This is a genomic window from Halomonas salipaludis, from assembly GCF_002286975.1.
Taxonomy (GTDB): domain Bacteria; phylum Pseudomonadota; class Gammaproteobacteria; order Pseudomonadales; family Halomonadaceae; genus Franzmannia; species Franzmannia salipaludis.
Map to the genome: position 1 here is coordinate 374,363 of NZ_NSKB01000005.1, position 19,078 is coordinate 393,440.

Consider the following 19,078-nt stretch of genomic DNA (forward strand, 5'->3'; position numbering starts at 1 on the left):
CCTGATTCGAGGGTGGGTGGAGGCAGGCTGTTTTTCAGCTTTCTGTCAGAACTTCTCCAGCGCCTCGCGGTACTCCATGAATGCCTCGCGGCGTTGCTCGATACGGCTCTCCAGGCTGGCGTCGCCGGCCTGGCGGGCGCTGTCGCGGGCGACCAGCAACTGGCGGATGGCGCTGTCTATGCGCCCGGTGAGCTGCAGGTGCTCGGCGCGCGCGAGGTGGCCCCAGCCGTCGCGTCCGCTGCGCCCGGCCGCCTCGGCCAGCAGCGCAAACACCTGCGGATCCTCCTGGCGGCGCTCGCTGAGATCGCGCAGCACCCGATAGGCTTCGTCCGGGTCACGTTGCAGCAGCGCTTCGCCGAGCACGCGGCTGGCCGGCGCGTAGTCGGGCATCAGCCGCAGCACCCGGCGGCTGCGCTCGATGGCGGCAGCGTAGTCGCCGGCGTCGTAGGCTACCTCGGCGGCGGTGACCGGCAGCATCGGCAGATCCGGCAGTTCATTGGCGAGGGCATCGAGGGTCTCGAGGGCTGCGCCATGATGGCCGCGCTCGGCGGCGATCAACGCCTCCAGATAGCGCCTGACCTGTGGCTCGGGATCGCTCTGGGCGAGGCGGGCTCCGGCCTGACCGAGGTTGTCGCGGTTGACCGAGACCAGCGCCCGGGCACGCACCAGGTCGTAGCGTGGGCCAGCCTCGCGACGCTCACGGGCGCTAAGCTGGCTGGCGCGAGCCTCGGTATCGGTAATCCGCGACTCGGTGACCGGGTGGGTGAGCAGAAACTCCGGCGGGTTGCCGCCCTGCAGCGAGGCCATGCGCTGCATCGAGCGGAACATGCGCACCATCGCCTGCGGGTCGTAGCCGGCCCGCGCCATGGCTTGCAGGCCGATGCGGTCGGCCTCCTGCTCGAAGCGCCGCGAATAGGCCAGTTGGTCCTGGATGAAGGCGGCCTGGGAGCCCATCGCCACGCCGATGCCGGCGTCGCCACCGCCACCGGCGGCGATCAGCATGCCGGCCAGCATCGCCGCCATGGCTGGCACCTGGGTCTGCTCGGCGCGGGACACCTGACGCGCATAGTGGCGCTGGGAGAGGTGGCCGAGTTCGTGGGCGACCACCGAAGCGAAGGCATCTTCCTCTTCGGCGAAGGCGAACAGCCCGGAGTTGACACCGATAACCCCGCCGGGCACGGCGAAGGCGTTGAGCAGGCGACTGTCGACCAGGGTCACCGTGGTACGGTTGTCGGCGAGGTCGCTGTGCGGCAGCAGGCGCGAGATCACCGACTCGACGTAATCCTGGGTGATGGGGTCCTGCCAGGCCGGCGCGCGGGCCCGAAACTGGCGCAGCCAGGCGCGCCCCAGGCGGTACTCTTCGGCACCAGCGGCGCCGGCCCCGCCGCTGCCGAGTTGTGGCAGGCCGTAGTCATCGACGGCGGTGGCGGGGCTCGGCAGCAGGCTGGCCAGTACCAGGCCAGCGACGGCAAGACAGGGCTTCAAGGCGTGCAACATGACCATCCTCGACATAGGGGGCGAGCGCAGTGCTGCTCATCCGACATTGATTCGCCAGGCAAAGTGCCTTTAAATCTCAGTGACTTCAGTCATTTTTCGGGAGATCGCATGGCCCTGCAACCAGATAATCAGCTCGACGCCCGTGGCCTGCCATGTCCCCTGCCGCTGCTCAAGGCCAAGCAGGCGCTGTCGCGCCTGGCACCGGGCCAGCTGCTCGAGGTCCAGGCCACCGATGCTGGCTCCTGGCAGGACTTCGAGACCTTCGCCAGTCATAGCGACCATGAGCTGGTGGCCCGCGAGACCCGCGACGAGGTCTACGTCTACTGGATTCGCAAAGGATCGGGAGCCGCGTCGGCATGACCATGCGTGCGCTGTTCAAGAGCTGGGTCGAGCGCTACTTCTCCGACGAGGAGGCGGTGGTCCTGCTGATCGTGCTGGTGCTCGGCTTTGCCGTGGTGATCTGGCTGGGCCGCATGCTGGCACCGTTCTTGACCGCGCTGGTGATCGCCTTTCTGCTGCAGGGGGCGGTCAATGCCCTGACTCGCCGCCGTGTGCCCCATCTGCTGGCGGTGTCGGTGGTGTTCCTGGGCTTCATTGGCCTGCTGCTGGCGATCGCCTTTATCCTGCTGCCGCTGATCTGGAACCAGCTGGTGGGGCTGGTGCAGGAGACGCCGCGTATGTTTGCCGCCGGCCAGCAACTGCTCGACAACCTCCAGGAGCGCTACCCGCAGCTGGTCACCCCCGATCAGATCCAGAACTGGATCGGTGTGGCCGGGCGCGAGATGACTCAGGTCGGCCAGCGTGCGCTGACCCTCTCCCTGGCCTCGCTGGGCAATGTGCTGTCGCTGATCATCTACCTGGTGCTGGTGCCGATCCTGGTGTTCTTCATGCTCAAGGACAAGGATCGCCTGGTCGGCTTCACGCTGTCGCTACTGCCGCAGAAGCGTTCGCTGATGACGCGCATCTGGAACGAGATGGACGACCAGATCGCCAACTACGTGCGTGGCAAGTTCATCGAGATCATCATCGTCGGCAGCGTGGCCTTCATGACCTTCGCCTACTTCGGGCTGCCCTATTCGGCGCTGCTGGCGGTACTGGTGGGGCTCTCGGTGCTGGTGCCCTACATCGGCGCGGCGGTGGCTACGCTGCCGGTAGCGGCGGTGGCCGGCTTCCATTTCGGGATGAGCGACCAGTTCGTCTACGTGCTGATCGCCTACGGCATCATCCAGGCGCTGGACGGCAATGTGCTGGTGCCGATCCTGTTTTCCGAGGCGGTCAATCTGCACCCGGTGTCGATCATCGTCGCAGTGCTGTTCTTCGGCGGAGTGTGGGGCTTCTGGGGAATCTTCTTCGCGATTCCGCTGGCGACGCTGCTCAAGGCGCTGGTGGTGGCTTGGCCGCGGGGGCTCGATAGCCGCGAGCACCACGTGGCGGTAGAGTCGCTCTCCGAGGAGTAGGCCCCGCCGCGGCGGGGCCGGCCGGCTCAGCCGGCGTGCAGCGCCTGGGCCGCCGCGAGCACCTCCTCGACGTGGCCCTTGACCTTGACCCCGCGCCACTCCCGGGCGAGTTTGCCGTCGGTATCGATCAGGAAGGTGCTGCGCTCGACGCCGAGATGCTCCTTGCCATACATCTTCTTGAGTTTGATGACGTCGAACAGCTGGCACACCGCCTCGTCCTTGTCGGAGATCAGCGCGAAGTTGAAGCCCTGCTTGGCCTTGAAGTTCTCCTGGGCGCGCAGGCCGTCGCGCGAGACGCCGATGATCACGGTGTTGGCGGCGTCGAAGGCCGCCTTGTGGTCGCGGAAGTCGCCGCCCTCGGTGGTGCAGCCCGGAGTGCTGGCCTTGGGGTAGAAGTAGATTACCACCTGCTGGCCCTGCAGCTCGGACAGGGTGATGGTGGTGTCGCCGGTGGCGGCGGCGGTGAAGTCGGGCACGGGCTGGCCGGGGCTGACGCTCATGGGAGGCTCCTCTAGGCTGAGTGAAACGATGCGCTACGATTACACGCAACCCGCCGCGCGCTGTAAAGCGCCGCGTCGGCAATCGTCACTGACTCGCATCGGGTTCTGTACAGACTTTCGCCGCCTGAGTACCATCTAGCCCCTGGATGCCTGTCCCCGAGGATTTCCGATCGGGAGAAGCGCTGGCAGGCCACGGTTTTCGAGAGGAACAGAGCATGATCACAGGCAGTATGGTTGCCCTGGCGACGCCAATGAAGGTGAGCGGCGAGATCGATTGGCCGGCGCTGCGCCGCCTGGTCAACTTCCACCTGGAGAACGGCACCGACGCCATCGTCGCCGCCGGCACTACCGGCGAGCCGACCACCATGTCCTTCGCCGAGCACTTCGACGTGATCCGCACGGTGGTGGAAGAGGTGGCGGGGCGGATTCCGGTGATTGCCGGGACCGGTGCCAATGCCACGTCGGAGGCGGTGGAGCTGGCGCGCTACGCCAAGGAAGTCGGCGCCGACTACTGCCTGTCGGTATGCCCCTACTATAACAAGCCGACCCAGGAAGGCTTGTACCAGCACTTCAAGGCGGTGGCCGAAGGCGCCAACCTACCGGTGATTCTCTATAACGTGCCGGGGCGCACCTGCTCGGATCTCTACAATGAGACCGTGCTGCGCCTGGCCGAGATCGACAATATCATCGGCCTCAAGGATGCCACCGGTAACCTGGAGCGCGCCGAGGACCTGATCGGCCGCCTCGAGGGCAGCGACTTCAAGCTCTACTCCGGCGACGACGCCACCGCCTGCGACTTCATGCTGATGGGCGGCCATGGCGATATCTCGGTGACCGCCAACGTCGCCCCCAAGGCGATGCACGAGCTGTGCGTCGCGGCGGTGGCCGGTGATACCGAGACCGCGCACTCGATCAACACCCGGCTGATGCCACTGCACACCAATCTGGGCATCGAGTCCAACCCGATCCCGGTCAAGTGGGCGCTGAACCGCATGGGCTATGCCGAGGCCGGCATTCGCCTGCCGATGACCTGGCTGTCCGAGAAATATCACTCCACGGTCAGCGAAGCGCTGCAGCTGGCCGGCGTCATCGACGACTGAACGGCGTACCGCTGACAGCTCCCGTGGACTCTCAACAAGGTGGATGCATGAACCCTGCGCTGAAATGGATGCCGCTCGTCGTATCGATCGCTCTGGTGACCGCCGGCTGCGCCCGCGATGGCTATTTTCACGACCGCAATATCGACTACGCCGAGGCGCAGCAGGGCCGGCCGCTGGTGCTGCCCGAGACCCGCGACCAGAGCCGCTATCGCGATATCATGCCGGTGCCCGAGGCGCGCGGCGAGTTCGTCGCCAGCGACGGCCGCTTCCGCGCGCCGCGCCCCGATGCGGTGGCCCGGGGCGGCCAGCGCGACTTCGTCGAGCGCCGTGAATCGGGTGGCGACCGCTGGCTGCTGGTCAACGCCGATGCCGGAGATGTGTGGCCGCGGATCGAGGATTTCAGCCGCCGCCAGGGCCTCAGCGTGACCGACAGCAGCCCCCAGCGCGGCGTGTTGGCCACCAGTGAGGCGACCTTTACCCTGCAGCCGGGGGTACGCAGCGGCGCCACCGAGGTGCGCTGCGAGCAGGGCGGTGCCGTGCACACCCAGTGTCTCGACGCCCTCAACGACTTCCTGACCGCCGAGAGCCGCACCGCCAGTGCCTCGGCGCTGGCGACCCAGCGTGCACAGCAGCAGCAGGAGACCGTGCGCCTGGAACGCAGCGACGATAGCTGGCAGCTGCTGCTGGCCGCCGAGATGGAGCGCGCCTGGGCCGAGATGGAGTATCAGCTGTCGCGCAACTTCACCCAGGAGAACCGCGAGCTGCTGCTCGAGAGCGATGAGGCCAACCGCGACTTCCTGCTCGAGTACATGACCGCCAGCGAGCGCAACCGCGGGGTGTTCTCCATCGTGTTCAGTCCCGATGTGCGCCAGACCGCCCAGTGGCTGCGCCTGAGCCTGGAGCAAGCGCCTGGCGGCGAGACCCGCGTGCAGGTGATCAACGAGAGCGACAAGGACCTCACCGCCGACGATACCCGCGAGTTGCTCGACCGCGTCGCCGCCCTGCTGCGTTGATGGCCGGGCTAGACGAGAGGAGGCCAACGCCGTGACGTCAGCACTGCGCTTTGCCTCGCTGGGCAGTGGCAGCAAGGGGAACGCCACCCTGGTGTGTGACGGTGAGACCCGGGTGCTGGTCGACTGCGGTTTCGGCATGCGCGAAGCCGAGAAGCGCCTGGCGCGCTTCGACCTGCACCCCGCGCAGCTCGATGCGATCCTGGTCAGTCACGAGCATGGCGACCATGTGCGTGGGGTCGGCGCGCTGGCGCGCCGTTATCGGCTGCCGGTCTATCTGACGCCGGGTACCATGCGCAGTGGCCGGCTCGGCACGCTACCCCACCACCACTGGGTCACGCCACAGCAGCGCTTCGTCATCAACGGCCTGGAGATCGATCCGGTCACGGTGCCCCACGATGCCTGCGAGCCGGTGCAGTTCCGCTTCCATGCCCATGGCCGCAGCCTCGGCGTGCTGACCGACCTGGGCCATCCCAGCGCCCACGTCGCCGAGGCCTTCCACGGTTGCGACGCGCTGGTCCTGGAGTGCAACCACGACGTGCAGATGCTCGCCGAGGGGCCCTATCCGGCGAGCCTAAAGCGTCGCGTCGGCGGCGACTGGGGGCACCTGGCCAACGTCCAGGCCGCGGCGCTGCTGCCGCGCCTGGGGCTCGACCGGCTGCAGCGCATCGTCTGCTCGCACCTGTCGGAACACAACAACTGCCCCGAGCGCGTGCTGGATACCCTGACGCCGCTGCTCGACGGCGACGATTCGCGGCTCTCGGTGGCCGCCCAGGATCACGGCCTGGCCTGGCAGCGCATCGCCTGATCGGCCGCTCGACTCAACAGTGATTTTTTGCGGAGACCGCCCCATGGAAAAGCGTCAACAGCTCTACGCCGGCAAGGCCAAGTCGGTCTACCATACCGACGATCCCGAGCGCATGATCCTGCACTTCCGCGACGACACCAGCGCCTTCGATGGCGAGCGCATGGAGTCGCTGGCGCGCAAGGGCATGGTCAACAACAAGTTCAACGCCTTTATCATGCAGACCCTCGAGGCGGCGGGCATTCCCACTCACTTCGACGGCCTGTTCTCGGACACCGAGTGCGTGGTCAAGAAGCTCGAGATGATCCCGGTGGAGTGCGTGGTGCGCAATATCGCTGCCGGCAGCCTGGTGCGGCGCCTGGGGGTCGAGGAGGGCATCGCGCTGAACCCGCCGACTTTCGAGCTGTTCCTCAAGAACGATGCCCAGCACGACCCGATGATCAACGAGTCGCTGGCCGAGAGCTTCGGCTGGGCGACGCCCGAGCAGCTCGCCGAGATGAAGGCGCTGACCTTCAAGGTCAACGATGTGCTCAAGGCGCTGTTCGCCGACGGCGGCCTGCTGCTGGTCGACTACAAGCTGGAGTTCGGGCTGTTCCACGGCCAGATCGTGCTCGGCGACGAGTTTTCCCCGGACGGCTGCCGGCTGTGGGACGCCGAGACCCGCGAGAAGCTCGACAAGGACCGCTTCCGCCAGGGCCTGGGCGGCGTGATCGAGGCCTACGAGGAAGTGGGCCGGCGCATCGGTGTCGACTTCGGCTGAGTCACTGCTGACGAAGGACTCAAGTGTCACGACTGGAAGGCGGCCCAAGGGCCGCCTTCCTGCGTTCGAAAGCCGTGTGTCTGCTCTGGCGACTGCTCCTTATTTTTTGGTCGCAATTCAGACTCTCGGGTAAATCTGCCGATGCCAGGGTCAAATTCCATCCCGCCGGGCAAGGTCGATCGGCGAGCGACTCCATAGACTCCTCTCCAGATGGCAACCGATTCCGACACGGCCATTGTGGAGAGGTGGATGAACGCTTTCGAGCCAACCATGCGGGAGGGGCAGTCGGGCCAAATTGGCCGCCGGCAGACGCGCATTGAAGACGATGCCCTGCTGCGGGGACGTGGTCGCTATGCCGATGACCTGGCGGTGGCGCCGGGCACTCTGCATGCCGCCGTGCTGCGTTCACCCCATGCCCATGCCCAGCTGGTCGACTTGGACGCCACGCCGGCGCTGGCCATGCCTGGCGTGCACGCCGTCCTGACCGGCGAGGATATCAAGCGCTGGGCGCGGCCCTTTCCGGTTGGCGTGCGCCAGCCCATGGAGCACTGGTGCCTGGCCGTCGACAAGGTGCGTTATGTTGGCGAGCCGGTGGCGGTGGTGATGGCTGAGAGTCGTTACCTTGCCGAAGATGCCCTTGACGCCATCCGAGTCGACTATCAGATGCTGCCCGTCGCGGTGGATACCGAAACGGCTATCACCGAAGACGCCCCGCTGCTTCACGAGGCGGTGGGCAGTAATGTGGTCAGCGAGCGCCACTTCCGCTACGGCGACCCGGAACAGGCCTTCGTCGAGGCCGAGAGACGCATCTCGCTCAAGGTGCGCGTGCCGCGTAGCTCCTGCACACCAATGGAGTGCTACGTGGTCATCGCCGACTACGACGCTGCCAGTGACGGCTACGACGTACTCTCCAACTTCCAGGGGCCCTATGCGCTGCACTCGGTGATGGCTCGCGCCCTTAAGGTCCCCGGCAACCGCCTGCGCCTTCGTACCCCACCGGAATCCGGTGGCAGCTTCGGCATCAAGCAGGGGGTCTTTCCCTATGTGGTGATGATGGGGTTGGCCGCCCGCAAGGCCGGCGCCCCGGTGAAGTGGGTAGAGGATCGCCTCGAGCACCTGCAGGGGGCCTCCTCGGCTACCAATCGCGTGACCGAGATCGAGGCCGCTGTTACTGATGATGGCCGGGTCACCGCCCTGCGCTGGGACCAGGTCGACGACTGCGGCGCTTACCTGCGTGCACCGGAGCCGGCCACCTTCTACCGCATGCACGGTAACCTGACCGGTGCCTACGCCATCGAGCATCTTTCGGTGCGGAACCGTGTCGCGCTCACCAACAAAACCCCCACGGGACTCAACCGTGGCTTCGGCGGCCCCCAGGTGTACTTCGCCCTCGAACGGCTGATGCAGCGCATCGCCGTGGAACTCGACCTCGACCCTCTCGAGGTGATACGCCGCAACCTGGTGCCGTCCGGGAGTTTCCCTTACCGCGCTGCGGCCGGGGCATTGCTCGACTCCGGTGATTATCCCGCCGCTGTGGAACAAGGCATTCGCGAAGGCGGCCTGGACGAGTTGTTGGCACGCCGCGAGGCGGCCCGCCGCGAGGGGCGGCTCTACGGCATCGGCTATACCGTGGCGGTGGAACCCTCGATCTCCAACATGGGCTATATCACCACCGCCATGACGCCCGAGGAGCGGCGCAAGGCCGGTCCCAAGAACGGGGCGGTGAGCACCGCCACGATCAGCGTCGGTCCGCTGGGCGACGTCAGCGCCCATGTCTCGTCGACGCCGCAAGGGCAGGGGCATCGCACGGTGGTCGCCCAGGTGATCGCCGAGGTGCTCGGGGTGTCGCTTGAGTCGATCAGCGTCAATGTCGAGCTCGATACCGGTAAGGACGCCTGGTCGATCGCCTCGGGCAACTACTCCAGCCGCTTCTCAGGGGCCGTGGCCGGGGCGGTCTACCAGGCGGCGGTGAAGGTGCGCGATCGCCTGGCCGGTATCGCCGCCGCTCAGTGGCAGGTGGAGGCCAGTCGCATCCGCTTCGCCGAGGGGCAGGTGATAGTGAACGACAGCGAGCTATCGATGCCCTTTGGCCGCCTGGCCGGCGCCACCCACTGGGCGCCGGGCACACTGCCCGAGGGCGAGCCGGGCGGGCTGCGCGAGACGGCCTTCTGGTCGCCGCCCCAGCTCGAGGCGCCGGACGATGACGATCGTATCAACAGCTCGCTCTGCTACGGCTTCATCTTCGACTACTGCGGGGTGGAGGTCGACCGCATCACCGGCCAGGTGAGACTCGACCGCTATGTCACCCTGCATGACGCTGGCCGCCTGCTCAATCCGGACCTTGTTGATGGCCAGGTGCGGGGAGCCTTCGCCCAGGGGCTCGGTGCGGCACTGATGGAGGAGTTTACCTACGGCGACGATGGCAGCTTCCAGTCCGGCACCTTCGCCGACTACCTGGTACCGACCAGTGTCGAGGTGCCTGAACCACTGATCCTGCACAGGGAGACGCCGTCGCCATTCACCCCGCTGGGTGCCAAGGGGGTCGGCGAGGGCAACAACATGAGCACCCCGGTGTGCATCGCCAATGCCGTGGCCGACGCGCTGGGCATTGCGGACATAGAGTTGCCGCTGACACCGTCGAAGGTGCGTACGCTGATCGGCATCGAGGAGCCACCGCGGCCCCAGGGCGTGGGCGAGGATCAGGCGGCTCACGCAGCCGGTGGCGGCTCGCGGCTCACTGCCAGCGACTCGGTGACGCTACCGGGCAGCTCTCAAGCAATCTTCGACACTCTGCTTGATCCCGAGACCCTGCAAGCGATCATCCCTGGCTGCCATGCCCTGGAACTCACCGGAGAGAACGCCTACCGCGCCGACGTCACCGTCGGCGTGGGGATGATCCGAGCGCGCTTCGATGCACGGGTGGCGCTCTCCGATCTCGACCCACCGCACGCTCTGCGCCTCTCCGGGGCCGGCACCAGTGCCATGGGCTCAGCGGAGGGCAGTGCGCGGATTCGGCTGACTGAGGTCGAGGGCGGCCAGACGCGACTCGACTACGACTACGACGCCGCCGTGGGCGGCAAGGTCGCCTCGGTGGGCGGGCGCATGCTGCAAAGCGCCTCGCGGATGATCATCGGCCAGATATTCGCGCGCCTGGCCCAGCGCATGGGTGGCGCCGCACCACGACTGTCGCTGTGGCAGCGCCTCAAGGGCCTGTTCGCCGGACGGGGAGGTTGCTCATGAAACCTGCTGCTTTCGATTATCTGCGCCCGTCGAGCCGTCGCGAGGCCTGCGAGCTGCTGCATGAGGCTGGAGACGATGCTCGACTGATCGCCGGGGGGCAATCGCTGATGGCGGTGCTCAACATGCGCCTGGCCCAGCCCAAGCGGCTGATCGATATCGCGGGCATCGAGGACCTGCACTATATCGAGCGTCGCGACGATCACCTGGCGGTGGGCGCCGGGGTGACCCAGGCCGAGCTGCTCGAGTACCCCGGTCTCGCCGAGGCGGTCCCGTTGCTGGCCCAGGCGATGCCCTGGATCGGCCATTGGCAGACCCGTAACCGCGGCACGGTATGCGGTTCGATCGCGCATGCCGATCCCAGCGCCGAGCTGCCGCTGTGTCTGGCCACCCTGGGAGGGCAGGTGGTACTCGAGAACCGCCGCGGCAAGTCGCGCCGGGTCATGGCGGAGGACTTCTTCCAGGGGGTACTGACTACCGACCGCCGTCAGGACGAGCTGATCACCGAAGTGCGCTTTCCCCTGGCGAGGCCGGGCGCGGAGTACCGCTTCCGCGAAGTGGCCATGCGCCACGGCGACTTCGCCATTGTCGCGCTGGCGGCGGTGATCGACAGCAACCGCGTCACCCTCGGCGTGGGTGGCGTCGCCGACCGCCCAGTGAGTCGCGAGCTCGCCCGCCACGCTGACCCGAGCGAGGCCCTCAACGCCCTCGCCTGGTCGTTGGGCGCCGAGGACGATGCCCATGCCACGGCGGCCTATCGCCGCCAGTTGATCCGCGAGCTCGGCCGGGAGTTGATCGCCGGCGGGCCAAGTGATGAGGAGAACGCCCATGCACGCCAGGGCTGACCAGCGCATTCGCGTGACCCTGACCCTCAATGGTCGCGAGCGCAGCGGCTACGCCGAGCCCCGCACCCAACTGTGTGACTTCCTGCGCCACGAGCTGGGGGCCACCGGCACGCACGTGGGCTGTGAGCATGGCGTGTGCGGTGCCTGCACGGTGCGCGTCGACGGTCGTGCCAGCCGCAGCTGCCTGATGCTCGCGGTACAGGCCGAGGGTCGGCGGCTCGACACCGTCGAGTCGCTGGCAGGAGAGGAGGGCCTTTCCGATCTGCAACAGGCTTTCCGGCGTCATCACGCCCTGCAGTGCGGCTTCTGCACCGCAGGCATTCTGATGTCCTGCGAGGAGTTCCTGGACCGTGTGGCCGACCCCAGCGAGGCCCAGGTGCGCGACATGTTGTCGGGTCATCTGTGCCGTTGCACCGGCTATACCGGCATGGTCCAGGCGGTACTCGACGTGGCCCGGACGCGCCGCGAGGCAACCGTGCCTGATAGTCAACAGGAGAACAACGATGTTTGATCTTGGTCGCAGTTTTCTTGCCTCGGTAGAGCGTCGCCCCCGGGCGATTGCCATTTCCGATGGCGAGCTACGCAAGACCTATGCCGAATGGTTCGCCGATATCCAGAGCGTGGCCAGGAGCCTCGAAGCGATGGGCCTGGCCAAGGGGGACCGTCTGCTGGTGGTGATGCAGAACCGCTGGCAGATGGCGACCCTGCACTGGGCCTGCCAATTCGCCGGGATCGTGGTCACCCCCCTCAACTGGCGATCCACGGCCCGGGATCTGAGTTACTGCATCGAGGATGCCGAGGTCAAGGCGCTCGCCTATGACGCTTCGGTGGCCGAAGCGGTGAACGGCTGTCCCGAGGCACAGCGGCTACCACGCATCACTGCCGGAGGGGGCGAGGACATCGGTGCCCAGGACTTCGACGCCCTGCTCGGTGTGGACGGTGAGCTGGTATTGCGTGCCGATGCCGAGGATGTCTCGTTGATGCTCTACACCTCGGGGACCAGCGGCAAGCCCAAGGGTGTGCCACGCCTGCATCGCGCCGAGCGTTCCGCAGCGCTGGCCCATGTGGCACAGAACCTCTATCGCCACGACGAGTGCACCCTCGGCGTGATGCCGCTCTATCACACCATGGGCGTGCGCTCGCTGCTGTCGATGGCACTGATCGACGGCCACTTCGTCTGCGTGCCGAAGTTCGATCCCGCGGCGACGCTGGATGCCATTGAGCGTGAGGGCGTCACCAACCTCTATCTGGTGCCGACCCTCTACCACATGCTCATCGAGCACCCCGAGTTCTCACCGCCGCGGGTGGTCAGCGTCGACAAGCTGGGCTTCGCCGGCGCGCCGATGAGTGCGGGGCTGATGGCACGGGTCCAGGAGGCCTTCCAGCCCAGCCTGTTCGTCAACCACTACGGCAGCTCCGAGATCTATACCTTCACCATCGACCAACGAGCCAGTGACAAGCCGGGCTCATCGGGTCGGCCTGCGCTCAACCAACGCATCCGGGTGGTCAGGGTGGGCGCCGAGTCGCCGGACGAGATCCTGGGCGTGGGGGAAGAGGGCGAGATCATCGCCGACATGGCCGGCGACGAGGCCTTCCAGGGCTACTGGCACCGCCCCGATGCCGACCGCAAGGCGCTCAAGGCGGGCTGGTACTTCACCAGTGATACCGGCTACTTCGACGCCGACGGCGACCTGTTCGTCACCGGCCGGGTCGACGACCTGATCATCACCGGTGGCGAGAACGTCAGCCCGGTGGAGATCGAGAATGTGCTCTCGGTGCATCCCCAGGTGGAAGAGGTCGTGGTGGTGGGGCTGGCCGACGAGCAGTGGGGCGAGGTAGTCACCGCCTTCGTCAAGGCCCGACAGGCCACCGACGAGGGCGAACTCGACCGGCACTGCATCGACTCCGGGCTGGCCCGCTTCAAGCGCCCGCGGCGCTACGTCTTCGTCGACGAGATTCCCAAGTCCCCGGTGGGCAAGATCCTGCGCCGCGTGCTGCGCGAGCAGGACAGCCCCAGCGCACAACCCCATTGACCAGCAGACCGACAAGGAACCAAGACATGACTACCACCGACGTGAATACCATTCTGGCCAGCGACTTCGACGGCTTCAGGGTCCAGGTCGATGCCGAGCGTGCCGACATCATCCTCGACCGTCCGCCACTCAACGTGATCTCGATGCCCCAACGCGACGAGCTGCGTCGCGTGTTTGAGGCGCTGGACGCCCATGACGGCGTGCGCGTCATCGTGCTGCGCGCCGAGGGCGAACATTTCTCCAGTGGTGGCGACATCAAGGGGTTCCTCGAGGCCTCACCCGAACATGTCTCGAAACTCGCCGACAACGTGGCTGCCCCGGCGCGCTGCTCGAAGCCGGTGATCGCTGCCAACCGTGGCTACACCTTCGGCGTCGGCTTCGAGCTGTCATTGGCCTGCGATTTCCGCATCGCCTCCGAGACGACCCTCTATGCCCTGCCGGAGCAGAAACTGGGGCAGATCCCGGGCTCCGGAGGCTCTGCCCGCCTGCAGAAGATCATCGGCATCGCCCGGACCAAGCACATGGTGATGCGTGCCAAGCGCATCGGCGGTGCCCAGGCGCTGGCGTGGGGTATCGCCACCGAGTGCGTGCCCGACGATCAACTGGAAAGCGCCACCCAGGCCTTGGTGGACGAACTGCGTGGCTTTTCACCGCTCGCCCAGCGCACCGCCAAGCGCCTGATCAACGACAACGAGGATGCCCCGCTGTCGGTGGCCATCGAGATGGAAGGCCACTGCTACAGCCGGCTGCGTACCTCCAGCGACTTTCGCGAGGGTGTCGAGGCCTTCCATGGCAAACGCCGAGCCGTCTTCACCGGTGAATGACCCGTACCCCAATGACATAACAACAACCCCCGGAGAGATACCATGCAAGCACACGACAATAATGGGGTCAGCCCCACGCCAGCTGCAGTCGTGGACGCCAAGCGTCCGCTGCTCAAGGACCTGACCCGGGTCTTCACGGCCAAGTCGATCAGTGCAGGCACCGTCGCCGCACTGTTCGGTTGCTCGGGGCCGGCGCTGATCGTGATCAGCGCCGCCGAGGCCGGCAACCTGAGCAATGGCCAGACCGTGGCCTGGCTGTTTGCCATCTATTTCCTGGGCGGTCTGATCAGTCTGATCATGGCCTCGCGCTATCGTATGCCGATCACCGGGGCCTACTCGATCCCGGGGGCGGCAATCATGATCGCCGCCCTGTCGACCATTCCCTTCAACGAGGCGGTCGGCGCCTTCATCATGAGCGGCGCTATCGTTCTCCTGCTGGGTGTCAGCGGAGTAGTGGGGCGTATCATGCGTTGGCTACCGATGCCGATCGTCATGGCGATGATCGCCGGCGCCTTGATCCGCTTCGGCATCGGTGCGGTGAACGCGGTGGGGGCCGCACCCTGGATCGCCGGCACGGCAGTGGTGGCCTTCTTCCTCAGTTCACGCTTCATCAAGGCGGTGCCCCCAGTGCTGGTGGCCGCGGTAGTGGGGCTCATCGTGGCTTTCACCATGGGGGCTGTTCAGCCCGCCGATGTGGACATCGCCTTCGTCGCACCGCAGTTCACCGCACCGAGCTTCACCCTGGGGGCCTTCCTGGCCATCTCCGTGCCGCTGGCGGCACTGGTGATCGGGGCCGAGAATGCCCAGGCCACCGGGGTGCTGCTGGCCGAAGAGTACCGCCCACCGGTCAATGCCATGACCATCGTCAGCGGCATCGGTGGCATGCTCGCCGGCCTCCTCGGCGGCCACAATGCCAACATCGCCGGGCCGATGACCGCCATCTGCTCCTCCGAGCAGGCAGGCGACGACAAGAGCACCCGCTATGGTGCCACCCTGGTGAATGGCGTGCTGTTCTGTGCCTTCGGGCTCTTTGCCGGTGCGGCGGTGCCCTTCATCCTGGCGTTGCCCAGCGCCCTGATCGGTAGCGTGGCCGGCCTGGCGATGATCGGCGTGCTGCTGGCAGCCTTCCAGCACGCCTTCTCCCGCCATCGTGGCCACCAGATCGGTGCCTTCGTGGCGCTGGTGGTGGCGATGAGCAACATCAGCCTGCTGGGGATCAGCGCTCCCTTCTGGGCACTGGTCTGCGGTATCGCGGTCTCCTTGCTGCTGGGTGAGAAGACGCTGGATCCCGACACCGAGACGACCCAGGTGGCCGATTGAACGCGGCTGCACCATCGGTGGCCATGAGAGGGCGGAGCGATGCGTGACCTCGATCATCAGGTAATCACCCGGGCGCTGGCCTGGGTCCGCGAGGGCCATCCCATCTGGCTGTGCACCGTGCTGTCGACCTATGGCTCGTCGCCCCGGGTGCCGGGCGCCATGCTGGTGGCGCGTCGCGACGGTCGGTATGTCGGCTCGCTGTCCGGTGGCTGTGTCGAGGAGGACTTCCTCGAGGAACTCATCGCCGGCGCCTTCGACCGGATGGTGACCCTGCGTCGCTACGGTGAAAGTCGCGAGGAGAGCCGACGCCTCGCCTTGCCTTGTGGCGGCGTGCTCGAGGTATTGATCGAGCACCGTGCCCCCGACACCGCCTGGCTGGCGCACCTCGAGGCGCTGTACCGGGCCCTGCAGGGGCAGCACCGACTGGTGCGGCGTGTCGATGTCGAGGCCGGCGCCTTTCAGGCCTTTAACGATGACGCTGCCGAGGGGCCATGCGTGGTGCGCCGGCCAGCGTCCGTCGACATCCGCATCGGGCCCGTGCTGCGCCTGCTGCTGGCCGGCCTCTCGCCGGTGGCCGACGTCTGTGCTCGCTTCTCCCAGGCGTTGGGCCACGAGGTGATTGTCTGCGACCCTCGCCCGGAGATGCGCGAAGGGTTCAGTGTCGACGGGGTGACGGTGGTGCCGCTGTTGCCGTCGGCCTTCATCGCCGCCGGGGGCTGTCATGCGGCAACCGCGGTGGTGGCCCTGACCCATGATCCGCGCATCGATGATCTGGCCATGATCGAGGCAGTGCGTACCGAGGCCTTCTATATCGGCGTGATGGGGTCGCGCCGGACCTCGGATGCCCGCGCCACACGGCTGCTGCGTTCCGGGGGGCTGTCCCAGGCCGATATCGATCGCATCCACATGCCGATCGGCCTCGATCTCGGCAGCAAGACCCCGGCCGAGATAGCCCTGGCAGTCATGGCTGATATCGTGCGGGCTTACCATTGGCGTTCGCGTAATGCGCGCTGAGACCGAGACGACCCTACATGGCGAGCGGCCATTCCCCTTTAGTTTGAGTCTCGGTGATGTGTTGACGAAGAGTGGTATGCTGATAGAGATCAGCATGTTGTCACGATGCCAATGATGAGAACGTCATGTCGAGCGCACACCGCATCTTGCATGGCGGGTTTGGTCGCATCGCCCTGTTGGACATGGACGAGTCACTGGTGCCCCATGCCCATTCCGAATGCCATGTACTGCTCAAGGTTTCCGGAGAGGATACCTACTTCTCGGTGCGCGATCGCCGGTTGCCGCTGACCGACAGGACGGCGGTGCTGATTAATGCCTGGGAGCCGCATTTCTACGACCATCAGAGCGGTGCCGCCGATACCCTGATCCTGGCGCTCTACATCGAGCCGAGCTGGCTGGCGGCTCTGCAGCGTGGCTTGTCGCTGAGCGGTCGACCCGACTTCTTCTCCAGCCCCTGCATCGAACTCACATCCCGCATGCGGCATCATGCCGACCTGTTGATCGATGCCATGCTCTCCTTCGGATTGGTGCCTCAGGATAGGCTGGAAGAGCTGCTGTTTGATTTGTTGATCGGTATCACCGAGAAACATTCCGACTGGCGCCACTTGGCCAAGTTGCGAGTGGGTGTCGCCAGTGACTTCTATGATGCCCGCATTCGCCAGGCGAGCCAGTTTATTCTCGACCATCCACAGGGTGAACTGGACATGGAAGGCATCGCGCGGCAGTGCGGCCTGTCCCGGGCGCACTTCTTTACCCTGTTCAAGAAGAACACCGGCATGACGCCGCAGATGTTTGCCAATATCGGCAAGATGCAGATGGCGTTTCGCTGTTTGTCCGACAATCGCTCCGGTACTCTGGGTAATCTGTCGGAGTCCCTGGGGTTCTCTGAACAGGGCCACTTCACGCGCTTCTTCCGCCGCCATATCGGTGCCGCGCCCAGCCAGTACCAGAAGGTGACCGACAGCTATACGGATAGGCTTATTTCGTAACTGTAACCGGTCACTCCAGTCTGGCCCGTTAGCCGAGAGTTACCAGCTCGATCACGTGCATCCATGTTGGCTCGCCGGCCTGCTCCACCCGAAAGCGCACGTCCACATCTCGTAGCCGTACGCCGTAGATACGCTCGGCGTCGCCCTTGTCGCGGTGGTAGGCGGGACGAGGGTCCTGGGCCAGCACCTGCTCGATCAGGGCGCGTAGCGAGACGCTGTCGCTGCGCTGCTCGATGGCGTCCACCGCGTCCTGGCAGAAGCGCACCGCATAGCGTGGTGGGGCGTCCGGGGCGATGCCGGCCTGGGCGTTGGGCAGCGCCTCGGCCCACGGCAGGTAGGGCTTGATATCCAGCACCGGGGTACCGTCGACCAGGTCACAGCCGTGCAGCTCGAGGGCCACGCCGTGGCGGGTGTCGATGGCACCGAGGGTGGCCAGCGACAGCCCCAGGCGATTGGGGCGGTGGGTGCTGCGGGTGGCGAAGACGCCGAGCTTGGCATTGCCGCCCAGCCGCGGCGGGCGCACCAGCGGCGTCCAGCGCTCGGGGCTGTGGTGGAAGATGAAGGTCAGCCACACATGGCTGCAGGTATCGAGGCCGCGCACCGCCAGCGGGTCGGCGTAGTCGCCGTGCAGGACCAGCCGGGCGCGGGCGGCGGGGGCCAGCCCCGGCTGGCGGGGCACGCCGAACTTGTCGCGGAAGTCACTTTCGATATGGCCGATGGCCTCGAGGACGAAACTCGCCGGTTCCACCTCAGGTGGTCCGCGTCTCGAGGATACGCATCGACAGGTCGATGGCCTTGATGTCCTTGGTCAAGGCGCCGCTGGAGATGCAGTCGACGCCGGTCTCGGCGATGGCGCGCAGGGTGGTCTCGTCGACGTTGCCCGAGGCCTCCAGGGTGGCCCGCCCTGCGGTGCGTGCGACTGCCTCGCGCATTGCCTCTAAGGTGAAATTGTCGAGCATGATCACGTCGGCACCGGCGTCCAGTGCCTGGTCGAGCTCATCGAAGGTCTCGACCTCGACTTCCACTGGCAGCTCGCGGGCGATATCGCGGGCCTCTCTGACCGCCGCGGCGATCCCGCCGCAGGCGGCGATATGATTCTCCTTGATCAGGAAGGCGTCATACAGGCCGATGCGATGATTGTGGCCACCGCCGCAGGTCACCGCGTACTTCTGCGCCAGGCGCAGGTTGGGCAGCGTCTTGCGGGTGTCGAGCAGGCGCACGCCGGTGCCCTCGAGCAGGTCGACGTAGTGGCGGGTGCGGGTGGCAGTGGCCGACAGCGTCTGCAGCAGGTTGAGCGCGGCACGTTCGCCGGTGAGCAGGCTGCGCGCCGGCCCCTCCAGCTCGAGAAATGGCTGGCCGGCGCTGAGGCGATCGCCGTCGGCGGCCAGCCACTTCAGGCTGACCTTGGCGTCGAGGCGGCGGAACACCTCGTCGGCCCAGGCCACGCCGCACAGCACGGCGTCTTCGCGGCTGATCACGCTGGCCTTGGCCCACTGGTTGGCGGGGATCAACTGGGCGGTGATGTCGCCCGGGCCGACGTCTTCGGCGAGCAGCCGGGCGGCGGCTTGGCGGATCTCTTCGGCGAGGGCTTGCTGATAGTGCATGACGGGCCTTGATGCAGGGTGAACGTGGGCGGTCGTGGTGTGCGACAATGCCCGTCAGTATAGGCAATTCAGCCATAGGAATC

Annotated in this window: 18 protein-coding genes; 14 read left to right on the top strand and 4 right to left on the bottom strand. The window is 66.4% G+C overall.

Annotated features, from left to right (window positions below; translation table 11 throughout):
- Positions 1 to 45: 45 nt before the first annotated feature.
- A complete protein-coding gene (locus CK498_RS14905; protein WP_229359092.1) occupies positions 46 to 1,497 on the bottom strand; it encodes a M48 family metalloprotease in 1,452 nt (483 codons plus the stop codon).
- Positions 1,498 to 1,605: 108 nt separating this feature from the next.
- On the opposite strand from CK498_RS14905, the gene CK498_RS14910 reads away from it, so the two are divergent.
- Positions 1,606 to 1,857 (top strand): sulfurtransferase TusA family protein, encoded by a 252-nt coding sequence (locus CK498_RS14910; RefSeq protein ID WP_095621640.1) that lies wholly within the window; start codon positions 1,606 to 1,608, stop codon positions 1,855 to 1,857.
- On the top strand, positions 1,854 to 2,954 hold the full coding sequence (locus CK498_RS14915; RefSeq protein WP_095621641.1) for an AI-2E family transporter: 1,101 nt from the start codon (positions 1,854 to 1,856) through the stop codon (positions 2,952 to 2,954). The genes CK498_RS14910 and CK498_RS14915 overlap by 4 nt, the downstream gene beginning before the upstream one ends.
- Before the next feature lie 26 nt (positions 2,955 to 2,980).
- Here the strand turns inward: CK498_RS14915 and CK498_RS14920 are convergent, their stop codons facing one another.
- Positions 2,981 to 3,454: a peroxiredoxin gene (locus CK498_RS14920; RefSeq protein WP_095621642.1), complete on the bottom strand. Its 474-nt coding sequence runs from the start codon at positions 3,452 to 3,454 to the stop codon at positions 2,981 to 2,983.
- Positions 3,455 to 3,669: 215 nt separating this feature from the next.
- On the opposite strand from CK498_RS14920, the gene dapA reads away from it, so the two are divergent.
- The 12 genes from dapA to CK498_RS14980 all read left to right on the top strand — a co-directional run bounded on the left by dapA (position 3,670) and on the right by CK498_RS14980 (position 17,391).
- Complete coding sequence (gene dapA / locus CK498_RS14925; RefSeq protein WP_095621643.1) at positions 3,670 to 4,554, top strand: 4-hydroxy-tetrahydrodipicolinate synthase; 885 nt, start codon at positions 3,670 to 3,672, stop codon at positions 4,552 to 4,554.
- Between the two features lie 47 nt (positions 4,555 to 4,601).
- Complete coding sequence (locus CK498_RS14930) at positions 4,602 to 5,567, top strand: lipoprotein, NlpB (RefSeq protein WP_095621644.1); 966 nt, start codon at positions 4,602 to 4,604, stop codon at positions 5,565 to 5,567.
- A gap of 31 nt (positions 5,568 to 5,598) precedes the next feature.
- Positions 5,599 to 6,372 (top strand): MBL fold metallo-hydrolase, encoded by a 774-nt coding sequence (locus tag CK498_RS14935; RefSeq protein ID WP_229359093.1) that lies wholly within the window; start codon positions 5,599 to 5,601, stop codon positions 6,370 to 6,372.
- Positions 6,373 to 6,415: 43 nt separating this feature from the next.
- Positions 6,416 to 7,129, top strand: coding sequence for a phosphoribosylaminoimidazolesuccinocarboxamide synthase (purC, locus tag CK498_RS14940; protein WP_095621645.1), 714 nt, complete (start codon positions 6,416 to 6,418; stop codon positions 7,127 to 7,129).
- 249 nt (positions 7,130 to 7,378) lie between these two features.
- Positions 7,379 to 10,369: a xanthine dehydrogenase family protein molybdopterin-binding subunit gene (locus tag CK498_RS14945; protein WP_095621646.1), complete on the top strand. Its 2,991-nt coding sequence runs from the start codon at positions 7,379 to 7,381 to the stop codon at positions 10,367 to 10,369.
- On the top strand, positions 10,366 to 11,211 hold the full coding sequence (locus tag CK498_RS14950) for an FAD binding domain-containing protein (protein ID WP_095621647.1): 846 nt from the start codon (positions 10,366 to 10,368) through the stop codon (positions 11,209 to 11,211). The genes CK498_RS14945 and CK498_RS14950 overlap by 4 nt, the downstream gene beginning before the upstream one ends.
- Entirely contained in the window at positions 11,195 to 11,722 is a 528-nt protein-coding gene (locus tag CK498_RS14955; protein ID WP_095621648.1) for a (2Fe-2S)-binding protein, read from the top strand. The genes CK498_RS14950 and CK498_RS14955 overlap by 17 nt, the downstream gene beginning before the upstream one ends.
- Complete coding sequence (locus tag CK498_RS14960; RefSeq protein ID WP_095621649.1) at positions 11,715 to 13,244, top strand: AMP-binding protein; 1,530 nt, start codon at positions 11,715 to 11,717, stop codon at positions 13,242 to 13,244. Before CK498_RS14955 ends, CK498_RS14960 begins: the two co-directional genes overlap by 8 nt.
- Positions 13,245 to 13,270: 26 nt before the next feature.
- On the top strand, positions 13,271 to 14,068 hold the full coding sequence (locus CK498_RS14965; RefSeq protein WP_095621650.1) for an enoyl-CoA hydratase/isomerase family protein: 798 nt from the start codon (positions 13,271 to 13,273) through the stop codon (positions 14,066 to 14,068).
- A 42-nt stretch (positions 14,069 to 14,110) separates the two neighbouring features.
- Positions 14,111 to 15,388: a benzoate/H(+) symporter BenE family transporter gene (locus CK498_RS14970; RefSeq protein ID WP_095621651.1), complete on the top strand. Its 1,278-nt coding sequence runs from the start codon at positions 14,111 to 14,113 to the stop codon at positions 15,386 to 15,388.
- 39 nt (positions 15,389 to 15,427) lie between these two features.
- Entirely contained in the window at positions 15,428 to 16,402 is a 975-nt protein-coding gene (locus CK498_RS14975; protein WP_095621652.1) for an XdhC family protein, read from the top strand.
- A gap of 125 nt (positions 16,403 to 16,527) precedes the next feature.
- Positions 16,528 to 17,391, top strand: coding sequence for a helix-turn-helix transcriptional regulator (locus tag CK498_RS14980; protein ID WP_095621653.1), 864 nt, complete (start codon positions 16,528 to 16,530; stop codon positions 17,389 to 17,391).
- Between the two features lie 28 nt (positions 17,392 to 17,419).
- On the opposite strand, the gene tsaA is transcribed toward CK498_RS14980, so the two are convergent.
- Positions 17,420 to 18,139 (bottom strand): tRNA (N6-threonylcarbamoyladenosine(37)-N6)-methyltransferase TrmO, encoded by a 720-nt coding sequence (gene tsaA / locus CK498_RS14985; RefSeq protein ID WP_095621654.1) that lies wholly within the window; start codon positions 18,137 to 18,139, stop codon positions 17,420 to 17,422.
- Between the two features lies 1 nt (position 18,140).
- Positions 18,141 to 18,995, bottom strand: coding sequence for a carboxylating nicotinate-nucleotide diphosphorylase (gene nadC, locus CK498_RS14990; protein WP_095621655.1), 855 nt, complete (start codon positions 18,993 to 18,995; stop codon positions 18,141 to 18,143).
- Positions 18,996 to 19,078 lie beyond the last annotated feature (83 nt).

Bases quoted from the DNA above. Each gene is read 5' to 3' on its own strand.
- CK498_RS14905 (WP_229359092.1), bottom strand. From the start codon at position 1,497: ATGTTGCACGCCTTGAAGCCCTGTCTTGCCGTCGCTGGCCTGGTACTG.
- CK498_RS14910 (WP_095621640.1), top strand. From the start codon at position 1,606: ATGGCCCTGCAACCAGATAATCAGCTCGACGCCCGTGGCCTGCCATGT.
- CK498_RS14915 (WP_095621641.1), top strand. From the start codon at position 1,854: ATGACCATGCGTGCGCTGTTCAAGAGCTGGGTCGAGCGCTACTTCTCC.
- CK498_RS14920 (WP_095621642.1), bottom strand. From the start codon at position 3,454: ATGAGCGTCAGCCCCGGCCAGCCCGTGCCCGACTTCACCGCCGCCGCC.
- dapA (WP_095621643.1), top strand. From the start codon at position 3,670: ATGATCACAGGCAGTATGGTTGCCCTGGCGACGCCAATGAAGGTGAGC.
- CK498_RS14930 (WP_095621644.1), top strand. From the start codon at position 4,602: ATGAACCCTGCGCTGAAATGGATGCCGCTCGTCGTATCGATCGCTCTG.
- purC (WP_095621645.1), top strand. From the start codon at position 6,416: ATGGAAAAGCGTCAACAGCTCTACGCCGGCAAGGCCAAGTCGGTCTAC.
- CK498_RS14945 (WP_095621646.1), top strand. From the start codon at position 7,379: ATGAACGCTTTCGAGCCAACCATGCGGGAGGGGCAGTCGGGCCAAATT.
- CK498_RS14950 (WP_095621647.1), top strand. From the start codon at position 10,366: ATGAAACCTGCTGCTTTCGATTATCTGCGCCCGTCGAGCCGTCGCGAG.
- CK498_RS14955 (WP_095621648.1), top strand. From the start codon at position 11,195: ATGCACGCCAGGGCTGACCAGCGCATTCGCGTGACCCTGACCCTCAAT.
- CK498_RS14960 (WP_095621649.1), top strand. From the start codon at position 11,715: ATGTTTGATCTTGGTCGCAGTTTTCTTGCCTCGGTAGAGCGTCGCCCC.
- CK498_RS14965 (WP_095621650.1), top strand. From the start codon at position 13,271: ATGACTACCACCGACGTGAATACCATTCTGGCCAGCGACTTCGACGGC.
- CK498_RS14970 (WP_095621651.1), top strand. From the start codon at position 14,111: ATGCAAGCACACGACAATAATGGGGTCAGCCCCACGCCAGCTGCAGTC.
- CK498_RS14975 (WP_095621652.1), top strand. From the start codon at position 15,428: ATGCGTGACCTCGATCATCAGGTAATCACCCGGGCGCTGGCCTGGGTC.
- CK498_RS14980 (WP_095621653.1), top strand. From the start codon at position 16,528: ATGTCGAGCGCACACCGCATCTTGCATGGCGGGTTTGGTCGCATCGCC.
- nadC (WP_095621655.1), bottom strand. From the start codon at position 18,995: ATGCACTATCAGCAAGCCCTCGCCGAAGAGATCCGCCAAGCCGCCGCC.